The sequence below is a fragment of the Rhizobium sp. AN80A genome (genome assembly GCF_030053015.1).
In the GTDB taxonomy this organism is placed as follows: Bacteria; Pseudomonadota; Alphaproteobacteria; order Rhizobiales; family Rhizobiaceae; genus Rhizobium; species Rhizobium metallidurans.
Genome location: NZ_JASJPX010000001.1, coordinates 930958 through 956454 on the forward strand (window position 1 = coordinate 930958; position 25497 = coordinate 956454).

The following is a 25497-nucleotide window of genomic DNA, read 5'->3' on the forward strand; positions in this document are numbered from 1 at the left end:
ACCTCAAGAAATGCAGTCAAGAAAATGAATATGTTGCCGCCCGTGATGCGGCGAACGCTCGATATGGGCGCGCACCCCGAACACGTCGGCGATCAGCTCCTCCGTCAGCACCTCGTCCGCCGGGCCGACCGCGACAAGCCGACCCTGGCTGAGCACGGCAATCCTGTCGCAGAACATGGCGGCGAGGTTCAGATCATGAAGCGCGACGATGCTGGTGATCGGCAGTTTCGAGACCAGCGACAGGATTTCGAGCTGATGCTGAATGTCGAGATGATTGGTCGGCTCGTCGAGCAGAAGCTCGCTCGGCGTCTGCGCCAGGGCGCGCGCGATATGAACGCGCTGACGCTCGCCGCCCGACAGCGTGTGCCAGAGCTGCCGTGCTTTTCCGAGCATGCCTACCTGCCGCAGCGCGTTGTCCACCGCCTCTTCGTCAACAGTGCTCCAAGGCGCCAGCGGACCACGATGGGGTGTACGTCCGAGACGCACGACCTCGGTCACCGTCACCTGCGTCTCGGTCGTGGCTTGCTGCTCGACAAAGGCGACGCGCTTGGCGATATCGCGACGTGGCATCGTCTCGATGCCGGTATCACCGAGCGTAATGACGCCGCTCTTGACCTTGCGCAGCCCGCCGATCAATCGCAGCAGGCTGGATTTTCCGGAACCGTTCGGCCCGATCAGGCCAAGCGTCTGGCCAGTTGGCACCTCGAGGCTCACGCCCTTGACGACAAGCACGCCTGACGTTGCCCAATACACGTCGCTGATGGAAATGCTCATGCGGGTCGCCTCGCCTTGTAGAGAATGAGCGCGAATGCCGGCGCGCCGAAGAGCGCGGTGACCACGCCGATCGGCAGCACCTGCTGCGGGACGATGACGCGCGAGACGATATCGGCGACCACCATGAAGATGGCGCCGGATATCGCCGTTGCCGGCAACAAGCGTCCATGCCCCGGCCCGACCACGAAGCGCGCCGCATGCGGAATGACGAGGCCGACAAAGCCGATCGAGCCGACGATGCTGACCATCGTTGCCGTCAACAACGCGGTGAGAGCTAGCAGTGCGATCCTGATGCCGGCGACCGGAATGCCGAGCGCCGCCGCCGCATCGGTGCCGAAGGTGAACGCATCGAGCGCGCGGGCGTAGAGCATGCAGACGAGGAAGCCGCCGATCGCGACAGGGGCGGCGAGATAGACATCCGGCCAACGCACGCCCGCGAGACTGCCGAGAAGCCAGAACATGACACCGCGCGCCTGCTCGGCATTGGCCGACGTCGTGACGATATAGGACGTCAACGCGTTGAAAAGCTGTGAGCCGGCGACGCCGGCCAGGATGATGCGGTCAGTCCCGCCGCCGGAGCCGGCGGCGAGCAACGAGACCAGCAGGAACGCGGCGACAGCGCCGACGAAGGCGCCGGCCGAAAGCGTCAGGACCCCGTAGCCGAAACCGAGGATCATGACGGCGACCGCTCCGGTGGACGCGCCGGCGGAGATGCCGAGCACATAGGGCTCGGCCAGCGGATTGCGCAACAGCGCCTGCAGCACCGCGCCGCATAGCGCCAAGGCCGCGCCGGCGCTTGCGGCGACAAGCGCGCGGCTCAGCCGATAGTCCCAGATGATGCCTTCATGGATGCGGCTCAGTTCAAAGCCGGTGCCGAATACACGGTTCGCCACGGCCTTGGCCGTCGTGGCGACCGGAATGGGAATCTCGCCGATCGACACGGCGAGACTGATGACAAGGCCCAATGCCGCGGCGGCAATAGCGAAGAGAAGCAGCAGCGTTCCCCATCCCCGGTGGGTTATCGACGCGTGCCTCACTTGGCGAGACCGAAGGACTTGATGCCCGCGGCCAGGCCTTCCAGGCCATCAATGGTGCGGATCGTCGGGTTCATCGACTGCGCATCCATCTCGACGAAACGCCTGTTCTTCACCGCGTCGAGCTGGCTCGTGACCGGGTCCTTTTCCAGAAAATCGATCTTCGCCTTGGGATCGTCCGCGGTGTAGCGACGGCGGTCCATGTTGGCGATGACGATGACCGCCGGATTGGCCTGCGCGATCGTTTCCCAGCCGACCAGCGGCCACTCTTCCTCGGTGCTGACGACGTTGCGGGCGCCGAGCATCTTCAGAATATAGGCGGGAGCGCTGTTCTTGCCGGCGATGAAGGCATCACCCGCCACTTCCTTGCTGGAGAACCAGAAAGCGATCGGCAGATCCTTTGCCGACCCGCCGAGCGACGCAGCGGCATCCGCCTCGCGCTTCTTCAAGGTATCAATCAGGGCTGAGCCGCGATCCTGGACGTCGTAGATCTCAGCCAGTTCGGCGATTTCCCGATAGATCAGCTCCATCGTGAAGAGTTCGCTACGCACGCCGTCGCCGCCATTCGTATTGGTCTTCGCGACGCAATCGGCCGGAGAAACGTAGGTCTTGATGCCAAGACCGGCGAACTGCTCGCGCTTGCCGACCGACCCTTGCGTGCCGACGTGCCATTCGAACTCAGCCGCGACGAGATCCGGCTCCTGGCCGACGACGGATTCAAAACTCGGATCGTTGTCTGCCAGTCGCTTGATCCCCTTGTTGACCTCGGCATAGGCGGGCAGCACCGGTCCGACCCAGACCGCCGTCCCCACCACCTTGTCGGCAAGGCCGAGCGAGTAGAGAATTTCGGTCATGCCCTGGCCGATCGACACCGTTTTCTTCGGCGCGCTGTCGAATGTCACCTGCTGACCGCAATTGGTGATCGTCAAGGGATAGGTCGTCGCCGCGGCCTGGGCGGACGGGAGAAAGGTCGTGAAAGTGCAAGCCGTCGCGATCGAAAGCAGCGCGGTTCGCAGGATGATGCGGTTCATGTTGGTCCTCATGTATGGCTGAAGCCCGCAGCCCACTGGCTGCGGCTGTGAAACTCGAAGCGGGGACCGCCGCGAACGATGCGGAACGACACAGCAAAGCGCTCGCTCGATATCGTGCGGCGGCGAACGCTATCTCGGGATCACGGACATGAGAGTTACGGAGGGGAATAAAGCGGGACCGCGCCAGCGGTTGACGTCAAAAACCATCATATGATGCTCCTCTCCGGACAACCCCGTCCGGGATGGTGGACACTGTTTTGACGGCAGGTCTCCTGGCTTGCGGATATGCGCCTGACATCTGCCTTCCCACGAAGAGCTTTCGCAGTGGCATGGTGCTCCAGAAGAACACCACGAGGACATCAGGCAATCCGCTTACAGTTGCGGGGGCAGCCACGGTCTTGGCCCCATTCGGGTCATCCGCACCGTGTTCCCTATTAATCCCGTCGGAAGTCATCCCTTCGGGAACCATCGAATGAGACTTAGGCGATCAGGCGCCAAGACGTCAAGCCATGACGAACCGACATTCGGCGCGTTTATGGATTGGCTCGCAGGTAGCCGATCAGGTCGTCAATTTCCGAAGTCGTCCAGAGGCCGCCGAAGCTCATCTTCGTGCCCGGCACTTTCTTTTTCGGGCTGGAGAGGAATTCCGCCAGCGCCGCCTCGTCCCAGACAAGCCCGCCGGCGCCGGCCGCTTTCATCGCCTCGGAATATCTATATCCGGACAAGCTGCCCGCGGGACGACCGACGACACCTTTGAGATACGGGCCGAAGCCGCTGCGCTCTGAATCGACCGAGTGACAGGAGGCACAGGACCGGAAGGCCCGTCGTCCATTCTCCAGATCCTGTGCGGATACCGTGGATGTCATGACGAGCAGGCTGGTGATCGAACAGATCGATAGGAGGATTGGACGTTTTTTCATGTGTCGATGGTCTGTCGTTGTGGTTCCGGTTGCCGATGGATCGCGCGGCTGTCACACGAGACCCGGCCTCGTCGTCTTGCACGGCGCGACCCGCGAACGACGCTGTTTACCCAACAAATCATCTGTGCGCCCAGACCAGACTGGTGCGACATGGGAGCACAGCTCCCATGTCGCCTGACGCATTATTGCGCGGCCTTGATCTTGGTCACTTCTTCGGCGCTCAGCTCGCCGAGCGTGGTCACTTCGCCATTGGTGATCTTCCACAAGCGGAACGGACCGGTGATATCGCCATACTTGTCGAAGCTGACGGGCCCGATGACGCCCTCGTACTTCACCGGCTTGCCATCCTTGATGAGCTGCAGCGCCTTGGCGAACTCGGCCTTGCCGGCGTAAATGGGCGTGCCGCCCTCGGCGACGACCTCGGGCATCGCTGCCTTGATGGCGGCCGCGTCGGCCTTGCCGGCCTTGGCGATCGCCAGCGCCACGATCGCGCCGGCGTCATAGGAGCGGTCGGCGGCCGGCGCCGACGGCGAGATGCCGCCGGAGAAGGCTTCGTAGTTGCCATTGAAATATTCCGTGGACGCCGTCGGGCTGGTGCCCGAGGAGGTGCCGTAGGCATTCTCCAGATACTGCGCCCCGACGCTTTCGATGAAGTCCTTGGAGTTCATGCCGTCGTTCAACAGGAAGGTCTGCTTGCCGCCGCCGGAAACCCAGGCGCGGGCAATGGTGGCGCCGTCGACGGGGGTGCTGACGAGATAGAGCGCATCGGGATCACCGGCCATGGCGGCGCTGGCTTCCGAGGCATAGCTCGACTGCTTCTCGTTATAGGGCGTGGTCGAGGTGATCGTGCCGCCGAGCTTCTGGTACGCGGTCGAAAACTCCTTGACCATGTTGACGCCGAAGTCGTTGTTGACGTTGATGATCGCGATCTTCTTCAGGCCCTGATCGATCGCGAACTTCGCGGCCGCCGTGCCCTGCAGCGCATCGGACGTGATGGTGCGGAAGAAGACGCCGTTGGTCTTGCCGCTGCGGCCAAGCTCGGTCAGCGTCGGAGAAGAGGATGCGGGCGAGACCTGCACGACGCCTGCCGGCGCCGTCACCGATGTCAGGATCGGGATAGAGACCGACGAGATGATGCCGCCGATGACGACCGGCACCTTCTTGATGTTGACGAGCTGGGTCGCCTGATCGACAGCGACGTTGCCCTGGCTCTGGCTGTCGCGCGTGTCCGCAACGATCTTGCAACCATTGACGCCACCGGCATCGTTGATATCGCGGAAAGCCATCTCGACGGACTTGGCGCCCGCCTGGCCATATTCGCCGGCCGGGCCGGTCAGTTCCATGACGAGGCCGACGGTGATGTCGCAATCGGCCGCGAACGTCGGCGCCGTGGACGCCGCAAGGGCAGCGACCATGGCGGAAAGCAGGAATGTCGTTCTCATTTTTGTTCCCCTTTGTTGAGATTGTACTTCATGATGCTGCCGTGGCGGCCTTCCCGGTCCCGCTCCAGCGTATAGACGTCGCCGTCGAGCGGCCTTGATTGCGCGAGGATCGCATCGATCTCGGCTCTATCCGTTTGGCTGAGCACGATGTCGGCGATGGCGAGATTGGACTGCAAGTGATCCCTGTTGCGGGCGCCGACGATGACGGCCGCGACGCCAGGCTTGGTCAGCATGGCGGCGCTGGCGATGGTGGCGATATCGGTGTCGTGCCGGTCGGCGATCCCGCGCAGCGTCGATAGCAGCGCCTGGAACAGCTCCCAACCGCCGAAATCGTCGATGATCAGCTTGTACTTCGTCAGCGATCGGTTTTCGAGCGGGTGCTCCGGCTCCTTTTGGCCGAGCCAGCGATCGCCGAGGAAACCGCCGGCCACGGTGCCGTAGCAGAACAGCGCGAAGTTCTTCTCGGCCGCAAGCGCCACCATGCGCTTTTCCGGGCGCCGGTCGAGAAGCGAATATTGCAGCTGCAGCGAGGTGAAAGGCACTCCCGAGCCAATGATCGCCTCGATATGATCCGTGTCGAAATTGGTGCCGCTGATCTTGCCGATCTTGCCGGCCTCATGCAGCTCCTTCAGCCAGCCTGCCGTCTCCAGCCAGCCCTCGATGTCATAGGCCCACCAGTGGAACTGCACGAGATCGAGGCAATCGAGATTGAGCCGCTTGCGCGAGGTATCGATGACGCCTTCGACATAGGCCTTGCTGATGTTTGGCAGGACCGTGAGATCGGGCACGAACTTGGTGTGGACGCGGATGCGCGACAGGGCCTCGGCGCCGCGCAGGTTCCTGTAGGCGACGCGGAAGCGGCCGATCAGTTCCTCGACACCTGTATAGATGTCGGCGCAGTCGAAGGTGGTAATGCCGGCATCGGCGAATGCGATCATGTCCTCGACGGCGCTGTCGCCATCGATCGTACCGTGCCCGCCAGCCAGCTGCCAGCCGCCGCGAATGACGCGGGAGATTTCGTAACCGGGGGCGATGGTGATGCGCTGCATATCTTTCGGCCTATTCGTCATTCAAGGGAACCGCCGTGGTGGCGGCATGGCTGAAACGGCGGATACCCGTGCGAGTGATCCTCAGCCGTGTCGAGCAATTCGGGTCCGGGCAAGCGATGTCGGCGTCCGTCGTCATCCAGTCGTTGCGATCCGTCGGGCGCTGCTTTGCCGCGAGCAGCGGCAACACGGAGGAGAGCGAGTAGATCGAAATCCCCTGCCCTTCCGGCAGGTGCAGCATCTCGCCTTTGAGCTCGAAATGATCGCCCGGCTTGGCGCCGCAGTAGACCGCGCCGCCCTCGGGAATGATCACGTCGACCCTGAGATCGAAAAGATCGAAGCCGTCGTCGATGGGTTCAGCCATGATGGTCTCCCGACGCGTCGCCTTCAGGCTCGGCATCCAGCCGCCCGCGGATCAGATCGAAGGAACGGCTGATGTCGTTGGAGAGCGATTGCATCGCGGCCTCGACATCGCGCTTTTCCAGCGCATCGATCAGCGCCCAGTGATGATTGGTGGCGGCAAGTCCGCCCTGTTCGTCGTGAATATGCGCGGCCTTGCGAATGATCGCGCCCGATTGCAGCCAAAGGCTCTCGACGATCGGGATCAGCACCTGCGAGCGCGCCGCGTGATAGATGTGGAAATGGAACTGCTGGTTCAGCGCCGAGGTGACATGGCCGATGTCCTTGCCATGCTGCTCGAAAGCCAGGTCGCAATCGACATTGACCTGCTTCAACACCGCGAAGTCGGCGTCCGTCAGATTGGGCAGCGCGAGCGCCACCATCTGGCCCTCGATCAGGATGCGGGCGCGGGCGAGATCGTCGAGACGTTCGCGGGTGATCAGCGGCACGCGCACCGAGCGATTGGGCAGCGATTCCAGCGCCTGTTCGGACACGAGACGGCCAAGCGCCTCGCGCACCGGCATGGTGCTGGTTTGCAGCCGCTCGGCGAGATCGACGATGCGCAATACGTCGCCCGCGTCGAACATCCCGTTGATCAGCGAGTTGCGAAGCTGGGCGTAGACACGGTCCTGCAGCGTCTCGCGCCCGACCGGCGACAGCGCGTCATCACGATCGTGACCGCCCGGCCCACCATCGGCGGTTCTCCTCACCTGGGCTCCTCCCGCTTGGACTACCATCCAGCCTGCTCCGGGGTATGCCGCTTTTTTCGGTTGCTTTTCACCATGGGGTGAAGTTTGATCAAACATCACCAATCAAATCAAGAGACTTCTTTCCTCCATGCCTTTGCCAGTGCCAGACGCCCCATCGAAAGCGGCAGAACCCGCCAGAGCCGTGATCGACGCGCGTGAACTGGTGAAGTCGTTTCAGGGCAATGTGGCCGTCGGCGGCATGTCGCTCAGGCTTGGCGAAGGCGAGATGGTCGGCCTCATCGGCCCGAACGGCGCCGGCAAGACGACGCTGTTCAATCTGATCGCCGGAAGTCTCAAACCGACATCGGGTGAGATCTGGATCGGTGGCCGCGAGGTATCGCAGGAAAGCCCGGAACAGAGAATTGGCCGCGGTGTCGGCCGCACCTTTCAGATCCCGAAGCCGTTTCTCGAAATGACTGTCCTGGAGAATGTGCTCGTCGGCGCGCAGGTGCAGGACGGCGAGCGGCTGTTCGCGAATTTCCTGCGCTTCGGCCATGTCAGACAGCAGGAGCGGCTGGCAATCGAGAAGGCGCGCGCGCTGCTGGAGTTCGTCACCTTGTCGGGTCTCGAGGGGCAACCAGCGAAGGTTCTCTCGGGTGGACAGCGCAAGCTTTTGGAACTGGCGCGGATACTGATGGCCGATCCGCAGGCGATCCTGCTTGACGAACCCGCGGCCGGCGTCAATCCGGCGCTTCTGGAAACGATCATGGAACGCGTGCTGGAGCTCAATGCGCAGGGCAAGTCGATCCTGCTGATCGAGCACAACATGGATATGGTGTCGCGCCTCTGTACCCGTGTCGTCGCCATGGCGCTCGGCAAGCCGCTGGCCGAGGGCACGCCTGCCGACGTCGCCTCCAACCCCGATGTCATCGAAGCCTATCTGGGAGCGGCGGCATGACCGCGTCGGCGCTTCAAACCCGCGCGCTGGTCGCCGGCTACGAACCCGACCTGCCGATCGTGCGCGGCGTCGATCTCTCGGTGGCGCCTGGAGAGCTGCTGGTGTTGCTCGGGCCGAACGGCGCCGGGAAGTCGACTCTCGTCAAAGCCATCGCCGGCGTTGTGCCGATCCACTCGGGAAGCGTCATGCTGGGCGAGCGAGAGATCACCCGCGTCGCGTCCCACCGCAAGATCGGCGAAGGCCTCGCCTTCGTGCCGCAGACGGAAAACATCTTCGCGACGTTGACCATCCACGAAAACCTGCAACTTGCCGCAGCTGTCCTGCCGAAGGCGCAGCGAGCCGAACGGATCGCCGCGCTCTATCGCCGCTTTCCCGATCTCGCCAGCAAGCCCTCGCGCCTTGCCGGCGCGTTGTCGGGCGGGCAACGACAGATGCTGGCCGTCGCCCGCGCGCTGATCGTCGATCCCGCCGTGCTCATCCTCGATGAACCCTCGGCCGGCCTGTCGCCGAAGATCGTCGGCGAGGTGTTTTCGATGCTGAAGGAGATCAACGCCGCCGGCGTTACCGTCATTCTCGTCGAGCAGAACGTCAAGGCAGCGCTGGCGATCGCCAGCCGCGCCGTCATCCTGGTCGAAGGCAGGATCAGGCATGAGGGCGAGGCCTCCTCGCTGCTCGGCGACCCGCTGATCGCCAAGCTCTATCTCGGCACCAGCAAGCAGGCGTCGGAGGCACCATGAACCCGCAATTTCTCATGGACGGTTTGGTCGCAGGCGCGATGATCGGCCTTGGCGCCATCGGCGTCACGCTCACCTATTCGATCCTGCGCTTCGCCAATTTCGCGCATGGCGAGATGCTTTCCTGGGGCGCCTATCTGGCTCTCGCCGTCAGCGGCGGCCTCGGGCTCCTGTCGACAATGTTGACGAAGCCGATCGGCCCCTTCTCCTTCGGCTGGTCGTTGCCGCTCGCCGCCATCGTTTCAATCCTGCTCACGGGCCTGCTGGCGCTCGCGGTGGACGCGGTTCTGTTCGGGCGACTGCGGGCGCGCGGCGGCGCGATCATCATCCTGGTCATGGCAAGCTTCGGTGCCTCGCTTGCGCTGCGCAGCCTGCTCGAATTCATCTTCACCTCGAAGCCGGCCTATTACACCAAGGCGCTGCAGATCGCCGTGAAGATCGGCGGCGGCCTGCGTGCCACGCCCGATCAGCTCCTGTCGCTTGGCCTGTCCGTGGTCGCGGTCGTCGCCATCCACCTGCTGATGACCCGCACCGATATCGGCCGCTCGATGCGCGCCGTCAGCGAAAATCCGGCTTTGGCGGGCATCGCGGGCGTGGACGTGCGCCGTGTGATCCGCGTCGTCTGGTTCGTTGGCGCCGCCCTTGCCTGCATCGCCGGCATCATGACCGGGCTCCTCGTGCAGATCCGCCCCTATCTCGGCCATGACCTGCTGCTGCCGTTGTTCGCCGCCGCGATCCTCGGCGGGATCGGCAGCGTTCCCGGCGCGATGATCGCGGGCCTGATCGTCGGCCTGTCGGAAGCGGCGGCCGTGCAGATCGTCGGCGCCGAGTGGCGGGCGGCTGTTTCGTTCGTCATCCTGGTGGCGGTCTTGCTTCTTCGCCCGCGCGGCCTGTTCGGGAGAGCGGCATGAGCCTTGATCTGATCGCCTACGCCGCCTTCTTCCTCACCATGGCGCTCACCTACGCCATCATGTGCCTCGGCCTCAATGTGCAGTGGGGCCAGACCGGTCTCTTCAACGTCGGCATTGCCGCCTTCGTCGCGATCGGCGCTTACGCATCCGCGCTCTTGACGACGCCGGATGCGCCCGGCCGCTTCGGCGGTTTCGACATGCCGATCGCCATCGGCTGGCTCGGCGGCGCGCTGTTCGCGGGGCTTGCCGCCTGGCTGGTCGGCGCGCTGACCATTCGGCTACGATCCGATTACCTCGCCATCGCCACCTTCGGCGTGGCGGTCACGGTGCAGCTCTGCGTGCTCAACCTGCAGCCGCTGACCGGAGGCGCCTTCGGTATCGGCTTCATTCCGCGCCCGTTCGGCAACCTTGCCGGTGATCCGCTGGCATTTTCCCTTTCAAACCTCGCGCTGATGGCGGGCGTGGTACTCGCGCTCTATCTGGCGCTACAGCATCTCGCCAGGAGTCCCTGGGGCCGCGTGCTGCGCGCGATCCGCGAGGATGAGAGCGCGGCGCAGGCGCTCGGCAAGCGACCGATCCGCTTTCGTCTGCAGGCCTTCACCATCGGCGGCGCCATCATGGGGCTGGCGGGTGCCGCGCAAGGGCATTTCATCGGCTTCATCGCGCCCGACAACTATCTGCCGATCCTGACCTTCCAGGTCTGGGCGATGCTGATCGTCGGCGGCTCCGGCAACAATCGCGGCGCCATTCTTGGCGCGGTTATGGTCTGGGGTCTGTGGGCGCTGTCGGCCGCCGCCGTCTCCGCCTTCGTGCCGCCCGAACAGCAGGCCCGCGCGGCATCGCTGCAGATCGTCATGATCGGCGTCGGGCTCTGCCTCATCCTGCTCCTGCGCCCGCGCGGCATTCTCGGCGCCTCCAACGAGCTCGCTTCGTTGACGGGCAAGCGCAAACAGACATCCAGGGAATAGAACCATGTCCACCACGCCTCCACGCATAGCGCTCACCAAGGATCTCTCCATCAGCCGTATCGTCTGCGGTCTCTGGCAGGTGGCCGACATCGAGAAGAACGGCACGCTGATCGATCCCGATAGGGGCGCAGATGTGCTGCAGGCCTATGCGCGAGATGGTTTCGACACGTTCGACATGGCCGATCACTACGGCTCGGCGGAACTGATCACGGGGCGACTGCTGTCGCGCTTTCAGAATGGCCAGCGGCCGGTCGCCTTCACCAAGTGGTGCCCGGAGCCGGGACCGATGACGGCTGACGTCGTGCGCCGCGGCGTCGAGGAGCGGCTGACTAGGCTTGGCGTCGACAAGGTCGATCTCCTGCAATTCCACTGGTGGAGTTTCGAGCATCCGGCATGGCTCGACGCCCTGCACGAGATGCAGCGCCTGCGCGAGGAAGGCCTGATCGGCGCGCTTGGCCTCACCAATTTCGATGCCGGACATCTGGCGCTTGCGCTCGCCGATGGCATCGAGATCGCCAGCAATCAGGTCTCGTTCTCGCTCGTCGACCGCCGCGCCGCGGGCGCGCTCTCGAAGCTCTGCGCCGAAAGCGGCGTCAAACTTCTCGCCTATGGGACGCTCTGCGGCGGATTCCTCTCCGAGAAGTGGCTGGGCCAGCCGGAACCGACATCGATCGCCGACTGGAGCCGCTCGAAGTACAAGCGCTTCATCGACGCCGCCGGCGGCTGGGAAGGCTTCCAGGGCATTCTCGGCGCCGCCGCGCCATCGCCGCCAAGCATGGCGTGTCGATCTCCAACGTCGCGAGCCGCTGGGTTCTGGAACACGACGCCGTCGCCGCCACCATAGTCGGCGCGCGGATCGGCGAAAACGAGCATCGCGGCGACAATCTGAACGTCTTCTCCTTCGCGCTCGACGAAGAGGATCACGCCGCACTGAACGCCGCCTTCGCCAAGACGCAACCCATTCCTGGCGATTGCGGCGACGAATACCGCAAGCCGCCATTCCTCACCGCATCCGGCGATCTCAGCCACCATCTGGATGCCATTCCGTCCATCTACACGGCTCAACCCGTGCCCGGTCGTCCAGGCCGTTCGCGAGTCTCTTCCGGAAGCATCTGGGAGCCGATCGCCGGCTACAGCCGCGCCGTCAGGGTGGGGGACCGCATTCTCGTTTCCGGCACGACCGCGACGCATGGCACGAACCGCTGCGTAGCATCAGGCGATGCGGGCGCGCAGGCGACCTACATCCTCGACAAGATCGCCGCTTCCATCTCGGCGCTCGGCGGCAAGATGGAAGACGTCGTCAGGACCCGCATCTATCTGCGCGATGCCAGCCAATGGGAGCCGGTGTCGCGCGCGCACGGACGCGCCTTCGCCTCGGTTCTCCCCGCCAACACCCTGATCGAAGCCGGCAATCTGGTCGGCGACTACGAGGTGGAGATCGAGGCGGAAGCGATCTGCGATTGATCGGTTATGAGCTTACGCCGCCGAGCCGAGCGCAGGTCGGAAAAGTCGATCGCCCTCGTCAGGCGTCGGCGGCTCGGCCGCGTTCAAATAGAATCTCGCTGGCGCCGTCAGCGAAAACCAGAGGCATGCGCCGAGCATGAAATAGGCGCTCGCGACATCGTCGACGGGCCTGGCGAGCGGCAGGACCAACGCCCCGACGACGACCGCGAGCCGCAACGCCCATTCGTTTTCGCGCTTCTGCAAAGCGGTGGCCCGCAATGCCTTGTAGTCTTTCAAGTCGTAGTCGGCCGAAGCAGCGCTCGCCTTGTACAGCGTCAGCACCGATGGCAGCGCGAGCATCACGAGCGCCGCCTCGCTCAGCCACAGCACCTCGCCCGCGAGCAACTGCAGGCCCGCGATCAGCAGAAAAGCGATGGAAAGAAGGTTCCACACCGGCTCGAGAAGGTCCGGCCGCTGACCGGTACGGCCATGCCAGAGTTTCATGACCGTTGCCGCACCCTGCAGCAGCGGTTCATCGATATAACGATTTATCCAGTTCATGCGCTCGCCCAAGACGCGTTGCCGATGGGTTCTCATCAGCAAAAGAATGGGTCCGCATCATGGCGCGGGGGCGATGTTCGCGCCGATCAGTCATAATTCGGCGCACGCTATACCGGCGAGGCATCACGCACGTCGATTGTTATTTCTCTCCGGATGGAGCGCTTAGCGGCAACGCGCCTCGTAGGTGCGGCCATAGCGGTCGCGGTAGACACAGTAGCCGCGACGTTCCTGCGACTGCCCGATCAGAGCACCGGCCACGCCGCCCGCCACGGCGCCGACGGCAGCACCACCCCAGCTATTGGTGGCCACGCCACCGATGACGGCACCGGTCCCCGCGCCGATCGCCGTGCCTTGTTCGGTGGCTGTGCACGATGCCAGACCGCCCGCGACCGCTGTTACCAATAGTATAGTTCTGATCATAATCTCACTCCTCGGCTCATCCTTTACCGTGAAGTAAACAATTGAAACGGCTTTTCGTTCCGCGCCCGGCTTCCGCGCCGTGCGGCGGTCCGGCGCCGGCCTCGAAAATGCCGTGCACCACGATGGAACAACTCATGCATTCGAGCGTTACGGCCAGGTTAAATACCAAGCGGGGCGCCGGACAGCAGAATGACAGAGTTTCAACCCATCGCCGATCGCCGCAAGGCGTCAAAGGCAACCGAATTCCTGAAACGAGCAACCCGCAGAAAAGAAGCTTCTCTTCCCGCCTTGCCCGGCGGTATCATTCGCCAGCGACGCAACGCGTGGCAGGTCGGCCAGGTCGACAAGGCGGCCTTCCTGATCGATGGCGCCGCCTACTTTCTGGCGCTCGATCAAGCCCTTCGCAAGGCGGTTCATACGATCTGGATCGTCGGCTGGGACTTCAACCCGGATATCAGGCTGCGCCCTCATCAGAGTTCTGAGACGCTGGGCGAGCTTCTCCTGTCGCTCGCCGATGAGAAGCCGGATCTTCGTATCCGCATACTGGTATGGGGAATGGGGCCGATCTACTCCGGCAAATCGTTGCGTCTCTTCCGCGAAAGCGAATTCTCCTCCCATCCGCAGATCAGCATGCGTTTCGATCTGCGCCACCCGATCCGCGGATGCCATCATCAGAAACTTGTCTCGATCGACGACGGCCTGGCCTTTCTCGGCGGCATCGACCTGACCGCCAGGCGCTGGGACGAGCCGGACCACAAGATGACAAACACGCTGCGGAAGTCGCCGGATGGTACCCCCTATGATCCCGTCCACGACATGCAGTCGATGGTATCGGGCGACGCGGCGCGGTTGATCGGCGATGTCGCGCGCAGACGATGGAAGCGCGCCACCGGCGAGCGCCCGGCGCCATCCCCGGCGGGCGGCGCCTCATGGCCGGCAGGCGTCACTCCCGACCTTGCGAACGCGACCGCCGCCATCGCGCTGACGGAGCCCGGCCTGATCGGGAAGCGCGGCCACTACGAGGCATTCCGGCTGACGCGCGACGCGATCAAGGCCGCGCGCAGGCTGATTTACATCGAGACTCAGTATCTGGCTTCTTTCGGCGTGGCGCGCACCATCGCCAAGCGACTGAAAGAAAGTGATGGTCCCGAGATCACCGTACTTGTCACCAAGAGCTCCCACGGCTTTCTCGAAAAGCTGACGATGGGCAACAATCGGGACAGGCTGATCCGCCGTCTGAAGCGCATCGACCACTATGATAGGCTGCGCGTCATGTATGCCGTGGTCCCCGACAAGAAGGGCGGCGAGAAGGAGTTGGTCATTCACTCCAAGCTGCTGATCGTTGACGACCACTTCATCCGCATCGGTTCGTCCAACCTGAACAACCGGTCGGAGGGTTTGGATACGGAATGCGATCTGGCGATCGAGGCCTCGACCGATGCGCATCGCACCGCCATTTCGACGCTGCGCTACCGGCTGCTGGCCGAGCATCTGGACACGACGCCGGAGACCGTGCGCGAGACCGAACTGAGCATGCGCTCTCTGAATGCCGCAGTGGAAGCACTGAATGTCGGCAAGCGCGGGCTGCGGCACTTCGCCATCGACGTCTCGAAAGGCGAGACGTCGCCGCTGACGGGTACAACACTCGTTGACCCCCGACGTCCCTACTGGCCGCTACAGAAGCTGCGCCTGCGCGTCGGACGGCTGGCCGCCGCGATCTTCTGATGCGGCCTTGCCGCGCTTGCGCAGCACCACTTCACTGATGGCGAAAATGACAATGCCGATCAACAGCGGCAGGATGAAATAGATCACCCGAAACGCCACGAGCGCACCGATCGACGCCGCGCCCGGCAGGACATGGCTGACGGTTGCCTCCAGAACGCCCAGACCTCCCGGCACATGGGTGAGGAGGATCGCGATGTTGGCGAGCACGAAAGCCGTTGCCGTCTGCACGAAGCTGACATCGCCCTGCGCCGCCAGCATCTGATGAAGGCTGGCGGCGACGAAGACGAAGTTCAGCGTGCCGATGACGACCTGGCCGATCGCCAGTTCGACGCGCGGCATCTCGAAGCTCCACTTCCACAGGCGCAGCGGCGCCCGAACGGTCGCGGCGAGAACGACATAGGCCAGGGGGACGGCGAGGCAGGCGAGACCCAGCACGAACAGGCCATCGGCGCTCATGGCAAGCAGGTTCGCCGCATCGCGCGGATTGATCAGAAGCGCCAGTCCTGAAAGCACCGACAGCCCGATGCCAACCGTGACACCACAAAACAGAATGACCTTCGCCACTTCCTCGGCGCTCAAGCCCCATCGCGCATAATAGCGATAGCGAACCGCGCCGCTGCTCAACGCGGCCACGCCGAGATTGTGGCCAATGGAGAGAGCCGTGAAGGAGGCGAGCGCCGCTTTCGGATAGCGCAACGGCTTGCCGGCATAGCGCAATCCCATCCAATCGAAGCCCGTCAGGCAGAGATAGGATAGTGCTGCGAAACCCAACCCGGAAAGCAGCCGCGAGACCGGAATGGCGACGATCGAGCGTGTAATCTCATCGATCGAGTAGCGACTGAAAACCTTGTAGAGGAGGTAGGCCGCGAGCAGCAGTCCGAGAACCAGGGTTGCATTGATGAGGACACGCTTCGCCGACATGAACATTCCATTTCGTTGATCTTCCAGCAATGGAACGAAACAGGATGAAATCGGGTTCCCTGTCGATGAGCGCATCGACAGACACTTCGCACGAACCTGAAGACCGGGAACTGAAAGTCCTCACCTACAATGTGCACAGCTGCATCGGCACCGACCGGCATCTCGATCCCGGCAGGATCGCCGATGTGATCGCCCAATCCGGCGCCGACATCATCGCGCTTCAGGAGCTCGATGTCGGGCGCAAGCGAACCGGCGGCATCGATCAGGCGCACTTGATCGCGACGCTTTTGAAGATGGAGGCCCATTTTCACCCGGCGCTTCATGTGCGGGAGGAGAAGTATGGAGACGCGATCCTGACCGCCTTTCCCACACAGCTGATGAAGGCCGGCCCCCTGCCCTCGATCGGTGAGACGCGTGGCGCGATCTGGACGCAGGTGGACATCGGTGGACGCAAGCTCAACGTGCTCAACACCCATCTCGGCCTGCGCAACATCGACCGCGTCAGGCAGGTGCAGACACTGCTCTCGGACGAGTGGATCGGGAGCCCGGATTTTAACACGGCACCATCACTCGTCTGCGGCGACCTCAACGCGTGGCCATCATCGCCGGCCTACAGGATGCTGGCCGGCCGGTTCCGCGACGCGCAGTTGAGCGGGACGCGACGGCCGAGGCCAACCTTTCCATCGCGTTTTCCGTTGCTGCGGATCGACCACGTGTTTTTGTCCGACGACCTGACGGTGAGCACCGCCGACGTCATCGCCACGCCGCTGGCAAGGCGCGCCTCCGATCATCTGCCATTGCTGATCACGCTGAGATCCCGCTTCGCGATGATCGTGGCGGAAATTGAGGAACAAAAGACGCGCTGGCGCTGTTGCAGTGTCGCGATCCCACCAGAGGCGGCACATGACGATACCGACATCGACCTACAGGTTGCAGTTTCGAGATGGAATGACATTCGACACCGCCATCGATTTCATCCCCTATCTGAAATCGCTCGGCGTCAGCCATCTTTATGCCTCCCCCGATCTTCACCGCCACCTCCGGATCAACGCATGGTTACGACGTCACCGACTGCAACGAGATCGATCCCGCGATCGGTGGCCCCGACGGCTTCGAGCGACTGAGCGCTGCGCTGAAGGCCGACGGTCTTGGCCTGATCCTCGATATCGTGCCGAACCACATGGCCGCCTCCACGGAAAATGCCTGGTGGGCGGATGTCCTTAAATTCGGCGCGGACAGCAAATATGCAGGCCATTTCGATATCGACTGGAGCCAGCGGCTGACGCTGCCGATATTGGGAAAGACCTTCGAAGACGCCCTAGCCGACAACGAATTCGAGTTGCAGCGCGATGCACGGACCCAAGAGTGGTCGCTTGCCTATTTCGAGACCCGGCTGCCGCTCAATCCGGGAAGCACCGGCCGGATATTCGGGGATCTGAAGGATCAGTCGCTGATATCGAGCATCCACGATCAGCAACCCTGGCGGCTGACGTTCTGGCAGGATGCGGCCAAGACGCTTAGCTACCGGCGCTTCTTCGAGGTCACAGGGCTCGTCGGCCTGCGTGTCGAGGACGAGCAGGTGTTTGCCGACAGCCATGCGCTCGTGCTCGACCTGATCCGCGCTGGCTACGTGCAGGGGCTGCGGCTCGATCATATAGACGGTCTCGCCGATCCCGCGGGCTATCTCGATCGACTGCGCGCGGCCGTTGGCTCCGATATCTATATCGTTGCGGAGAAGATTGTCGGGCATGGCGAGACACTGCCCGCCGACTGGCCGATCGAGGGCACGACCGGTTACGAGTTCATCTCGGCGCTGAGCAATCTCTTTATCGATCCCGATGGCATGCGGCAGCTTGGTGATGCCTATGCCAGTCTCTCGCCGGATGCCGCCGATTTCGCGGCTGGCCTGCGCGAGGCCAAGCTGCTGATGATCGATCGCAACTTAGAAGGCGAGACGAGCCGACTGGTGGCAATCGCGCATTCGCTTCTGGCTGATGTCGACCAAAAGCGGCTTTCGGCGGCGATCAGGGAATTGCTCGTCGCGTTTCCCTTCTACCGCACCTATGGCCGCGAGGGAAAACTGTCCGACAGTGATCGCCGGCTCATTGAGGCGGCCGTTGATCAAGCGGCAGGGCAGAGCGGAGACAGCGATGCGTTGCAAGCCGTGGCGGGGCTTTTCGATGGCGACGCCCGCGCCGAGGAGTTCCAGCGGCGCTTCCAGCAGCTGAGCGGGCCCATCATGGCCAAGGCCATGGAAGACACGCTGTTTTACCGCCACAATCTCCTGCTTGGCGCCAACGAGGTCGGCGGCGAGCCCGACCGGTCGCCGGGCGGCGTCGATGCGTTTCACGCATTGATGCAGCAAAGGGCAAAGCTTCAGCCGCACGGGCTGTCGGCCACCTCCACCCACGACACCAAGCGCGGCGAAGACGCCCGCGCCCGCCTCTACGCGCTGAGCGAGGAGCCTGATGTGTGGCGGCTCGGCGTCGAGCGCTGGCGAGACATGAACCGCAACCACCTGACCGAGTTGCCGGCGGGCCTGACGCCCGACGCGAATGTCGAATGGATGCTCTACCAGGCGCTTGCGGGCATATGGCCCGAGGAGTTTCGCGACGGCGCCGCCGCAGGCCTGACGGATCGTTTCGTCGCCTATGCTGAAAAGGCCGTACGGGAAGCCAAGCTCGCGACAAACTGGAACGAGCCGCACGAGCACTATGAGACGGCGGTCAGAAACTATGCGGCGGCGCTGACCGCCTCCGCCAGCCTGACCTTCCACGAGGACTTCGCCGAAGCGCTCCGGCCTGTGGCGGCCGCCGGATATCTGAACAGCCTGTCGCAGACACTGATCAAGCTGACGGCGCCCGGCGTGCCCGACATCTATCAAGGATCGGAAGCCTGCGACTTCAGTCTCGTCGATCCCGACAACCGGCGCCCGATCGACACCAAGGCGCTGGCCCGCATGCTGGCAACGCGAGAGACGATCTCTGAGCTGACCGTTCCAGCCCTGAAGCAGCGCATGATCGGCATTGGCCTCAATCTGCGCAAACGCCTGCCTGCTCTGTTCGCCAACGGTGATTACCTGCCGCTATCGGTCACGGGAAGCCGCAGCAACCATGTCGTCGCGTTCGGCCGACGACTGGACGATGCCTTCACGGTCACGGTGACACCGCGCATGATGCTGGGGCAGCTGGAGCCGGGCAAGCTCTATGCAGGCCCCGAATTCTGGGGCGACACCGTGGTCATGCTGCCTTCGGAGCTGCGCGGTCCGACACACGATCTCCTGACGCAAAGGCCCATCGACGCCACGGCGTCGGTTCCCGTGACGCAGCTACTGGGGACGCAACCGGTCGCGCTCTTGCAGAACGACGGACCCGCCGGACGGCACCTATGACGCCGTCGTGACCAATCATGATCGCAACGACGCAAACTTTTGCGCGGCAACCACGTTGGGCTGCCGATCCGATTTTACCGAAAGGCCTCGTGTGACTGATATGAAATTCGGACCCGTCATCTCCGACACAGGCGTCACCTTCCGCCTGTGGGCTCCTCTTGTCGACAGCGTCGCTTTGAAGCTGGACGGTCATGAGCCGCAGCCGATGCATCAAGGCGCGGATGGATGGCACGAACTCGAGGTTGCCGGCGCCGCTGCCGGCACGTCCTACCGATTTGTTCTCCCAGATGGGTTGCACGTGCCCGATCCGGCATCACTGTTTCAGCCGCAGGACGTGCACGGTTTCAGTGAAGTCGTCGATCTCGCGCGTTATCGGTGGAAGACCGAAGCCTGGCTTGGGCGCCCGTGGGAAGAGACCGTGCTCTACGAGCTGCACGTCGGCACCTTCACCGAGGAGGGCACCTTCCTCGCGGCAATCAGGCGTCTCGATCACCTCGCGCGGCTGGGCGTAACGGCGATCCAGCTGATGCCGGTTGCCGATTTTCCGGGACGGTATGGCTGGGGCTACGACGGCGTGCTGCCCTATGCGCCCGACAGCAGCTATGGCAGGCCGGAGCACTTGATGCCGCTGGTCGATGCCGCGCACGAGCGCGGGATCTCGGTCCTCCTGGATGTCGTCTACAACCACTTCGGCCCCGACGGCAATTACCTGCCTCTCTACGCGCCGCTCTTCACTGACCGGCACAAGACGCCGTGGGGAAAGGGTATCGACTACGATGGCGCTACGGCGCTGCCGATGCGCGAGTTCGTTATCCAGAATGCCATCCATTGGGTCACGGCTTTCAGGCTGGACGGGCTGCGGCTGGACGCCGTTCATGCCATCAAGGACAGTAGCGAAGAGCATCTCCTGCTGGAGCTTGCACGGCGCGTGCGCGCGGCCGCCGGTACCCGCCATGTTCACCTGATCGTCGAGAACGAGGAAAACGACAGCGATCTGCTAAAGCGCGCGAGCGACGGCAAAGCTACCCTGTTCACGGCCCAATGGAACGACGACATCCACCACACGCTGCATGTCGCCACCACCGGCGAGCGCTTCGGCTATTACGCCGACTACGCCGAGGATAGCGAAGCGATGGCGCGGTCGCTCGCCGAAGGATTTGTGTTTCAGGGCCAGCACATGCCCTATCGCGGCGACAGCAGAGGCAAGAGCACGCGCGACTTGCCACCAACGGCTTTCGTCTCCTTCATCCAGAACCACGATCAGATCGGCAACCGGGCGATGGGAGACCGGATCATCGCCGCGCAGCCTGTTCACATCGTCAAGGCGCTGGCGGCCGTCTATCTCCTGGCGCCGCAGATACCGATGTTGTTCATGGGCGAGGAATGGGGCGCGCGGGATGCGTTCCCCTACTTCTGCGATCTCAACGACGAGCTGAACGAGATGGTGCGAAAGGGACGCCGCGAAGAGCTGTCGCGATTGCCGGGCTTCGATGCCGACGACCTTCTCGACCCGACCGCGCCATCGACATTCGAGATGGCCAAGCTCGACTGGTCGAGCATGAACGAGCCGGCCGCCGCCGCCATGCATGATTTCTACGCCGCGCTACTCGCCATCCGCCACCAGAAGATCGTTCCGCTGCTGACCGGGATGCGCCGCGGAGAAATCATCGCCCCTTCCGGTCTCACGGCGGTCGCGATCGACTGGCCGCTGGCCACCGGCGGCCACTTGCGCCTGCGGGCGAACCTTGGGAACGAAACAGTTGCAACCGACACCTTGATGGACGACACCGGGATGCTATTCAGCCTGGGTTCGTCATCCGGCGGAAACCTGTCGCCATGGTCGGTCTTCTGGAGCGTCAGTAGCGACTAACGTGCAACGCCCGGACCATCGGCCCGAAAACGCGACTGTTCAGGATACCGATTTCAGCCACCCCAGCACACGCGCTTCTTCCGCATCCATCCACTTCAACAAACGCTTGCTTCGCGTTGGTCTCGTGCGCAGCAACTGGCCCAATCTGCCGGCCTTGAACTCGTCGAACACGGCGGGATGGATGTAGGACGAGCGGCAGACCGCGCGCGTGTTGACCAGCATGGCGGCAACCGCATCGATCACTTCATTCATTTGCCGCGCGATCGCGGCCTCGGTGGCGGCAAGTTCCAGAGGCGTCAGAGCGGTAACGGCCGCGCAGGTCGCCCCCCAGGTTCGAAATTGACGGGAGCTGAACTCGTCCCCCGATACGTCGCGGATATATGCGTTGACGTCCTGGGAGGATATTTGCCGGCGGCTACCGTCCTCGCACACATACTGGAACAATTGCTGCCCCGGGAGCTCCTGCAGGCTGCGGACGACGCGCGCGATGCGTCGATCCGTGTGAACCAGATTCCATTCCTTGCCGGATTTTCCCTTGAAGCGGAATTTCACTTGCGAACCGTCTGTCTTGACATGCCTTCGGCGCAGCGTCGTCAGGCCGAAGGAGCCGTTATCCTCCGCGTATGCGGCATTGCCGATGCGGATGTAGAGGTTGTCGAGCATCCAGACGATGGTGGCCAATGCCTTGTCCATCGTCGGCGCCCGCACGCGCAGATCGGCATCGACACGCGCGCGTATGTCGGGCAGGCGTTCGCCGAAGGCCAGCAACTGGTCGAACTTCGCGCGCGCGCGTTCCGAGTGCCATTCAGGATGATAACGATACTGCCGGCGTCCGCGCGCATCGATACCGATCGCCTGCAGATGTGATAGAGGATTGGGAGATATGCGAACGTCGGTATAGGCAGGCGGGATGGCCAGCGCATTCAGCCGTGAAACTTCCAAGCTGTCCGTAATCCTACGCCCATCGGGCGCGTAGTAGAGGAAGCCGTTTTTCCCCGCCTTGCGCGTGATGCCACTCTCGATATCCGTGGTGTAAACCAGTCGAGACGACATAAACGCAGCTGCGCTGACATCCGTTTGGTTGATCGCTTGATCCATGTCGCAGAAACACCGCGACCAGGGATTCAGTTCCCATCGCAACTTCAAAGGCTTGGCTAAATACCGCCAGCGCGCCTGGACCGTATGGAGCAGGCCCGTTGCTGCGCAGCGTAGCGCGCAAAGTCAAGCTAAGCCTTACGCCCGAATTGTACTTTTGTTTAACTACCTTCCTGCGGCTCGTGATGACTAAATAAAAACGAGCACCGTATGTGACGGCTGGACCCTCGGATGGCTGGGGATACGAGAGCGGGCGTCGCCACAGGACAATGGACGAGGCGAGGAAGAGACACATGTCAGGCAAAACACAACGAGATCGGCGAGACGACCAGACCAGTTTGGCTGTGGTGATCGTGACGTACAACAGTGCCGACGCTCTGCTTCCGCTGCTCGATTCTGATACCTTCCGGCTTGGAAGGGGTGGACGCTTTCGAGATCGTGATCGCGGACAACGCCTCTCATGACGGATCGGCAGAGTTGGCTGAAGCGCATCCCGTCCGCCCGAGAGTGATCCGCATGGGGCGCAATGCGGGTTATGCTGCGGCAATCAACGCCGCTGTCGCGACAGTGGACGACGATCGCGCCATTCTCGTCCTCAATCCTGATTTGCGTCTCTATCCCAATGCGGCAATGCCGCTGCTCGAACGGCTTTCCGACCCGTCCGTGGGTGTCGTTGTGCCCACGAACTACAGCGAAGAGGGGCATGTCGATCCAAGCCTAAGGCGCGAACCGTCGATGACGACGGCCTGGGCGGACGCGCTTTTGGGTGGTGGCATCGCGGGTCGACTCGGCCTGGGTGAGACGATAACCAAAGCCAGTTCCTATGATAGGTCCGGTCTGGTCGACTGGGCGACGGGTTCGGCACTCCTCGTATCGGCAAAGGCGCGCAAGGCAGCCGGTCAATGGGACGAGTCCTTCTTTCTGTATAGCGAGGAAGTCGATTTTCTCCGGCGCGTGCGGGAGGCCGGGTTCGGTGTTCTCTACGAGCCGCGTGCCAAGGTCATGCACGCTGGTGGAGGCAGCGGTCGAAATCCCAAGCTTTTCGCGCTACAGACCGCAAACCGGATCCGCTACTATGCCTTGCGCCACGGCACTCTTGCGACATTGGTGTTCCGCGCCGCCGTTGCCACCGGCGAGGCGCTGCGCTGCTGGCGCAATCCGTCACACCGCGCAGCCTTCTCGAGTTCCTTACGGCCGCTGCTGAAAGGTGCCGATTTCATGCTGCTCAGGAGTTGATGGATGAGACGGGCTGATCGCCGACCATGCATTCCTGCGGTTTCGCTCTGGTTTCACGATCGCTTTTCCGGCTCGCACGGAATGGTAAAGCGAGGCCGGACTGAAGCAACGGCGGTAAGTGCGGGCGGACCGCTTCATGTCTAGGCGCGCGACGTCCAGCGTACGGGAAATCGGCGGCAGGCTGGAGGAACAGGCGGAGCGGGACGACACTGCAAACTTTGGATCGCGACGGCCACGGGCGCTGCCTTCTGAGCGCGCGCAACAGTCAAAGGCAGACCTTCATCCAGCGGTGAAGTTCTTCATGATTGGCCTCATCATTCCATGGGTAGTGCCATTGGCGGGCGTCAACCTGCCGGTCTACCGCATCGTGCTGATAATGACGCTGATGCCATCGCTGGCGTCCTGGCTCACAGGAAAGGCCGGTCCAGTTCGCGCCGCCGATTTGGGCGTTCTTCTCTATTGCGTTTGGATCGCCGTTGCCCTCACCGCCGCCGCTGGCATCCCGGCTGCGCTGCAGCCGAGCGCGTCATACTTCATCGATGGGATGGGAGCCTACCTGCTGGCGCGATGCTATATTCGCAGCGCCGAGGATTTCAGCAACATGGTGGCGTTTGCCGTCAAGCTCATCGCGCTTCTGCTTCCCTTCGCCCTCTATGAGTGGATGACCGGCCGCGCGATCCTGTTGGAACTGTTTGGCAAAGTGTTTCCCACTGTCGAATTGGCGCCAATGCCGCCGCGTATGGGCGTGTATCGCGTGCAAGGCCCATTCAGCCACTCCATTCTTTTCGGCGTGTTCTGCGGCAGTCTCGTCGCATTGGCGGGTTCGGTGGATGTTTCGAAGCGACTGATTTTCGGGCGCTGGCTTTCCGTAAGCCTGCTCGTCGCGACGACATTTTTGTCTCTCTCCTCCGCGCCGATCGCCGGCGTCGCCTTGCAGGCGGCTCTGCTGATCTGGTCCATGGCGCTGGGGCGGTTCTGGTGGCAGTGGAAGCTGCTCTGGGCGATCGCGCTTGTAAGCTACCTGGTCGTCGAGTTCGGATCCAACCAGACCCCGGTGCAGTTCTACATTTCACACTTCACATTCGATCGACAGACTGGTTGGTACCGTCTTCTCATCTGGGATTACGGTTCGGCTTCCGTCATGAACAATCCACTGCTTGGCATCGGGCAGGCCGACTGGGTCCGCCCGCCGTGGATGGTAAGCACCACGGTCGACAATTTCTGGCTGCTGACCGCGATGCGCTATGGTTTGCCATCGCTCATAATCCTCTTCGTTTCCATTCTGTCCATCTGGACCGCCTTGGCTCGCAAACGGGATGTCGCGCCAGCGCTTGAGCCCTACAGGAGAGGCTATCTGATCTGCATCGCCACTTTCGTTATCGTCGGATCGACGGTCCATTTCTGGGCCGCAATATACTCCTGGTTCTTCTTCCTCGTGGGTTGCGGCGTCTGGCTGCTGGACACGGAGCGTGCCGGCAAGCCTGCGGGGCGATCTTTGCGAACGCGCGCGCCCCACGGCGGTCGCCGCCCGACCCGAGCCTCGTCTTGATGTCGGAAGGTCCCTGGCTTTCGGCGCCTTGCTGCCAGCTCGTCGGCCATAGGATTAGAAAATCAATTCCGCCAAAGTAACGTTGGCAACAAGATGTGTATATCGCGGTGTATTGATACGCCGTTGTTGCGGGCCGCGAGTCGCTCACAATTTAAAGTCATTATGTCGCAGCCCCTCCAAATGGAGAATGGACGGCCTGTCTTCCCCGTCAAACGGGCAGTGGCTGCCCTCGCCACGCAGCCGAAAGGTGGCGTCGGCAAGACCAGTCGGTCGTTGACGGAGACTTTGAGAGCGTCCATAAATTTTGTCGAAGGTCTTGCAGGGCACTGGTTTTATTTTGCTATTTCGAAAGTTCTACGCGTATGCATGGTAGTGTAGAG

The 25497-nt window shown here is 62.9% G+C and carries 19 protein-coding genes, 4 pseudogenes and 1 riboswitch; of the genes and pseudogenes, 11 read left to right on the plus strand and 12 right to left on the minus strand.

All coding sequences use genetic code 11. The features are described from left to right. Window positions 1-3 precede the first annotated feature (3 nt). The 8 genes from P3R82_RS04345 to P3R82_RS04380 all read right to left on the minus strand — a co-directional run bounded on the left by P3R82_RS04345 (window position 4) and on the right by P3R82_RS04380 (window position 7356). Entirely contained in the window at window positions 4-774 is a 771-nt protein-coding gene (locus P3R82_RS04345; protein WP_283193140.1) for an ABC transporter ATP-binding protein, read from the minus strand. Beyond that, complete coding sequence (locus P3R82_RS04350; RefSeq protein ID WP_246400094.1) at window positions 771-1772, minus strand: iron chelate uptake ABC transporter family permease subunit; 1002 nt, start codon at window positions 1770-1772, stop codon at window positions 771-773. Before P3R82_RS04350 ends, P3R82_RS04345 begins: the two co-directional genes overlap by 4 nt. Before the next feature lie 35 nt (window positions 1773-1807). After that, a complete protein-coding gene (locus P3R82_RS04355) occupies window positions 1808-2839 on the minus strand; it encodes an ABC transporter substrate-binding protein (protein ID WP_283193141.1) in 1032 nt (343 codons plus the stop codon). A gap of 244 nt (window positions 2840-3083) precedes the next feature. Beyond that, window positions 3084-3324, minus strand: a riboswitch (cobalamin riboswitch). Window positions 3325-3372: 48 nt separating this feature from the next. After that, on the minus strand, window positions 3373-3759 hold the full coding sequence (locus tag P3R82_RS04360; RefSeq protein ID WP_283193142.1) for a cytochrome c family protein: 387 nt from the start codon (window positions 3757-3759) through the stop codon (window positions 3373-3375). Window positions 3760-3941: 182 nt separating this feature from the next. Beyond that, window positions 3942-5174 (minus strand): ABC transporter substrate-binding protein, encoded by a 1233-nt coding sequence (locus tag P3R82_RS04365; protein WP_283193507.1) that lies wholly within the window; start codon window positions 5172-5174, stop codon window positions 3942-3944. Between the two features lie 23 nt (window positions 5175-5197). Continuing rightward, entirely contained in the window at window positions 5198-6250 is a 1053-nt protein-coding gene (locus P3R82_RS04370) for an aldo/keto reductase (RefSeq protein ID WP_283193143.1), read from the minus strand. Window positions 6251-6260: 10 nt separating this feature from the next. Then, window positions 6261-6611, minus strand: a complete 351-nt coding sequence (locus P3R82_RS04375) for a TIGR04076 family protein (protein ID WP_283193144.1) — start codon at window positions 6609-6611, stop codon at window positions 6261-6263. Further along, complete coding sequence (locus P3R82_RS04380; RefSeq protein WP_283193145.1) at window positions 6604-7356, minus strand: GntR family transcriptional regulator; 753 nt, start codon at window positions 7354-7356, stop codon at window positions 6604-6606. The genes P3R82_RS04375 and P3R82_RS04380 overlap by 8 nt, the downstream gene beginning before the upstream one ends. Before the next feature lie 127 nt (window positions 7357-7483). Between P3R82_RS04380 and P3R82_RS04385 the strand changes: the two genes are divergently transcribed. The 5 genes and pseudogenes from P3R82_RS04385 (at window position 7484) to P3R82_RS30210 (ending at window position 12370) form a co-directional block, all read left to right on the plus strand. Continuing rightward, window positions 7484-8293: an ABC transporter ATP-binding protein gene (locus P3R82_RS04385; RefSeq protein WP_283193146.1), complete on the plus strand. Its 810-nt coding sequence runs from the start codon at window positions 7484-7486 to the stop codon at window positions 8291-8293. Then, window positions 8290-9030, plus strand: coding sequence for an ABC transporter ATP-binding protein (locus tag P3R82_RS04390; RefSeq protein WP_283193147.1), 741 nt, complete (start codon window positions 8290-8292; stop codon window positions 9028-9030). Before P3R82_RS04385 ends, P3R82_RS04390 begins: the two co-directional genes overlap by 4 nt. Next, window positions 9027-9938: a branched-chain amino acid ABC transporter permease gene (locus P3R82_RS04395; RefSeq protein ID WP_283193148.1), complete on the plus strand. Its 912-nt coding sequence runs from the start codon at window positions 9027-9029 to the stop codon at window positions 9936-9938. Before P3R82_RS04390 ends, P3R82_RS04395 begins: the two co-directional genes overlap by 4 nt. Further along, window positions 9935-10906, plus strand: a complete 972-nt coding sequence (locus P3R82_RS04400) for a branched-chain amino acid ABC transporter permease (protein ID WP_283193149.1) — start codon at window positions 9935-9937, stop codon at window positions 10904-10906. The genes P3R82_RS04395 and P3R82_RS04400 overlap by 4 nt, the downstream gene beginning before the upstream one ends. A 4-nt stretch (window positions 10907-10910) precedes the next feature. Continuing rightward, window positions 10911-12370 (plus strand): annotated as a pseudogene (locus tag P3R82_RS30210) (aldo/keto reductase). 12 nt (window positions 12371-12382) lie between these two features. Here P3R82_RS30210 and P3R82_RS04415 read toward each other — a convergent pair. Beyond that, window positions 12383-12922 carry a hypothetical protein gene (locus P3R82_RS04415; protein WP_283193152.1) on the minus strand — a complete coding sequence of 180 codons (540 nt, stop codon included), beginning with the start codon at window positions 12920-12922 and terminating at the stop codon, window positions 12383-12385. 150 nt (window positions 12923-13072) lie between these two features. After that, complete coding sequence (locus P3R82_RS04420) at window positions 13073-13330, minus strand: YMGG-like glycine zipper-containing protein (protein ID WP_183898479.1); 258 nt, start codon at window positions 13328-13330, stop codon at window positions 13073-13075. A 189-nt stretch (window positions 13331-13519) separates the two neighbouring features. On the opposite strand from P3R82_RS04420, the gene P3R82_RS04425 reads away from it, so the two are divergent. After that, window positions 13520-15055, plus strand: a complete 1536-nt coding sequence (locus tag P3R82_RS04425) for a phospholipase D-like domain-containing protein (RefSeq protein ID WP_283193153.1) — start codon at window positions 13520-13522, stop codon at window positions 15053-15055. Here P3R82_RS04425 and P3R82_RS04430 read toward each other — a convergent pair. Next, on the minus strand, window positions 15005-15976 hold the full coding sequence (locus tag P3R82_RS04430) for a lysylphosphatidylglycerol synthase domain-containing protein (RefSeq protein WP_283193154.1): 972 nt from the start codon (window positions 15974-15976) through the stop codon (window positions 15005-15007). The genes P3R82_RS04425 and P3R82_RS04430 overlap by 51 nt on opposite strands. A 65-nt stretch (window positions 15977-16041) precedes the next feature. On the opposite strand from P3R82_RS04430, the pseudogene P3R82_RS04435 reads away from it, so the two are divergent. The 3 genes and pseudogenes from P3R82_RS04435 to treZ form a co-directional block, all read left to right on the plus strand. Then, a pseudogene (locus tag P3R82_RS04435) lies at window positions 16042-16779 on the plus strand (endonuclease/exonuclease/phosphatase family protein); the annotation flags it as partial. 100 nt (window positions 16780-16879) lie between these two features. Further along, a pseudogene (treY, locus tag P3R82_RS04440) lies at window positions 16880-19367 on the plus strand (malto-oligosyltrehalose synthase). 100 nt (window positions 19368-19467) lie between these two features. Next, entirely contained in the window at window positions 19468-21237 is a 1770-nt protein-coding gene (gene treZ, locus P3R82_RS04445) for a malto-oligosyltrehalose trehalohydrolase (protein ID WP_283193155.1), read from the plus strand. 39 nt (window positions 21238-21276) lie between these two features. Here the strand turns inward: treZ and P3R82_RS04450 are convergent, their stop codons facing one another. Further along, window positions 21277-22335, minus strand: a complete 1059-nt coding sequence (locus tag P3R82_RS04450; RefSeq protein ID WP_283193156.1) for a DNA topoisomerase IB — start codon at window positions 22333-22335, stop codon at window positions 21277-21279. Window positions 22336-22625: 290 nt separating this feature from the next. Between P3R82_RS04450 and P3R82_RS04455 the strand changes: the two are divergent. Both P3R82_RS04455 and P3R82_RS04460 read left to right on the plus strand, forming a co-directional pair. Continuing rightward, a pseudogene (locus P3R82_RS04455) lies at window positions 22626-23568 on the plus strand (glycosyltransferase family 2 protein). Window positions 23569-23869: 301 nt separating this feature from the next. Further along, window positions 23870-25117, plus strand: coding sequence for an O-antigen ligase family protein (locus P3R82_RS04460; protein WP_283193157.1), 1248 nt, complete (start codon window positions 23870-23872; stop codon window positions 25115-25117). The last annotated feature ends 380 nt before the right edge of the window (window positions 25118-25497 follow it).